The sequence below is a fragment of the Chryseobacterium populi genome, from assembly GCF_000282115.1.
Lineage (GTDB): Bacteria > Bacteroidota > Bacteroidia > Flavobacteriales > Weeksellaceae > Chryseobacterium > Chryseobacterium populi.
In genome coordinates, this window is sequence record NZ_AKJY01000025.1 from 1 (window position 1) to 2,697 (window position 2,697).

The 2,697-nt window shown below is 40.2% G+C and carries 2 protein-coding genes; both read left to right on the forward strand.

Features of this window, described 5'->3' with window-relative positions; translation table 11 throughout:
• Positions 1 to 1,098, forward strand: a 1,098-nt coding sequence (locus PMI13_RS07975; protein WP_007842524.1) for a T9SS type A sorting domain-containing protein, incomplete at its 5' end; no start/stop codon positions are given.
• Between the two features lie 307 nt (positions 1,099 to 1,405).
• Positions 1,406 to 2,697: S8 family serine peptidase (locus PMI13_RS07980; protein ID WP_007842526.1), on the forward strand; the 1,292-nt coding region annotated here is incomplete at its 3' end.

A 2,697-nucleotide genomic window follows, 5' to 3' on the forward strand; every position in this document is an offset into this window, starting at 1 on the left:
GCTACTGATATCATTGCAGCCAACGACAACAGATATACTGCTCCTACCGATGTTGTGAAAGCCGGCTATAGCAGTGCAGGGCCAAGAGATGATGGTGGCATAAAACCGGATATAACTGTAACGGGAACCAATGTTGCCTTTGCAGGAACTTTAGAAGACACCACCGGGACTTCAAGCGTGGATATAGGTAGTGGCACCTCTTTTTCAGCACCCGTTGTAACGGGTATTATAGGCCTGTGGATGCAGATTTACAGGCAATTATTCCCGGCTCTTGAACTTAATGCAGCAGCGGCAAAAACCTTAACTGTACATTCAGCCCTGGAAGCAGGAAGTGTAGGCCCGGATCCATGGTATGGGTGGGGTTATATCAACGCAAAAAAAGGAGCAGAATTATTAGTAGGAAAATCCAACAATACGGTTATTTTTAATGATGAAACTTTAAATAACGGCATTATTAACAGCAAAACAGGAACAGCTTCAGGATCAGAGCCTCTTAAAGTAACCATAGCCTGGACAGATCCTGCCAACACAACTCTCCCGACAACATGGCAGACAGCCCATAACAACAGAACTTCAAAACTGGTTAATGACCTGGATCTGAGAATTATAGACACTACGGATAACACCGTATATTATCCCTGGAAGCTTGATGCCAACAATCCGCAAAACCCTGCTACCAAAGCAGATAATACTGTTGACAATGTGGAACAGGTAGTCATTGATGCACCGATCGCAGGAAGAACCTACAGAATAGAAGTTTCAAATAAAGGAAACCTTGTTAATGCTTCAGGAGCAGGTACTCCCCAGAACTATTCTATTTTAGTAACAGGGTTCACCGAAGTTTTAGCAACAAATGAAGCCGGAAGAGCCAATCAAATTATTATTTCCCCAACGATCACCAAAGATTTCGTTAATGTATTAAAGGCTCCTAAAAAATCAACTTTCAGCTTATATGATCTGTCTGGCAAAAAATTACAAACCGGATTCATCAGAAGTGATAAAACATCCATAGACCTTTCAGCCTGTGCCAAAGGAATTTATATTCTTGAGGTAAAAACAGGTAAAGAAGTTATTTCTAAAAAGCTTATTAAGGAATAGCAAGCAGATCCATATTTTTACTTTCAAACCGTTTTCACAAATTGTGGAAACGGTTTTTTTGACATCTGCAAAAAATAACAAAATAATATGACTTAAAAATACCCCAAACCTCATTTTTTATCACAGACTAAACATAATATTACATTTTTTCAAAGGATAAAAATAATAAGATACCACAATACATTTAAAATTATAAACTCAACAATAAAAACAAATTTAACTTTTAAACCAATACACTAATTAACAGACAGTTAAGTTAAAACCAATATGTTTAATTATTATATTTAGGCGAACATAATAAAAACCTATGAAGAAAATTTTTATTTCGGCCGGCACTTTGGCCATTTTAAGTTTAAGTGCACAAAGCAACCAGGACTTAATGAGACAGTTTGAGAAACAGAGAATTGAGAATAACGAAAAATTTGAAGCTTATGTTTCTAAACATTATGGAACAAGCAGATCTGCTGATACTCAAAAAAGAATTGAGGAGCAAAGAAGTAAGCTGGCAGGATTCACTCCGGATGGCAACCCTCTTTTCAATGAGCTAACTGATCTGAGACAGGGAAAGAATTCAAATGCTGATTTCTTACAAAACGGCACTATAAATGGCCTTACAGGATCTTTTAACGGAGAGAATATTAAATATACAGTCTTTGATGGGGGCAGGGCTTTTGGAGGGCATGTCGCTTTTGATAATATGCCCAACAGGATCACCAATAAGGAGGCTGCCACCGGTACCACCGCAAATTATGATTTACATGCTACAGCTGTAACCGGTTTTATTGGGGCAAAAAGCCTGCCAATTACCCTACAATACAATGGAGCAAATGTATCTGTTGATCTTAAAGGTATAGCTTCTAACAGTACATTCGACAATTATTCCTTTCAAAATACCGTATTACCGGGAAGTTCCCTGGAAAGTACCGTATTCCAAAAAATACTGCTGGCTGCCCCAAAAATATCCAATCATTCCTATGGCTCACAGGCTGGCTGGCTTCTATACCCCCTGCCCAGCACCGGACAACAGGTACTGTATTGGAATGGAAATCCCGATGCATTAACCGTAGCCGGAGCACATCAGGATTTGCAAGGTACTTATTATTCACATGATAAGGAATATGATCAAATTGTATATACCAATCCTTCTTATGTGATAGTAAAAGCGGCCGGTAATACGGCTACAACAGGACCTACAGGTTATGGAGCTGTATTGCCCAGATATCATGCCGGTCCTGCCAATAACCCTCCTGTACAGTTTGCGGCAACGGAAGTTTTACCGCCAGACAACTGCATATCGGGGTATGACTGCCTAAACAACGGCTCCCTTGCCAAAAATATAATCGTTGTAGGAGCTACTGATATCATTGCAGCCAACGACAACAGATATACTGCTCCTACCGATGTTGTACGGTCCTTTTACAGCAGCGCAGGACCAAGAGATGACGGAGGTATAAAACCGGATATCACGACAACAGGAACAGAAGTTGCCTTTGCAGCAACTGCAGAAAATACTACCGGAACTCAAAGCGCAGGTATAGACAGCGGCACCTCTTTTTCAACACCTGTTGTAACGGGTATTATAGGCCTGTGGATGCAGAT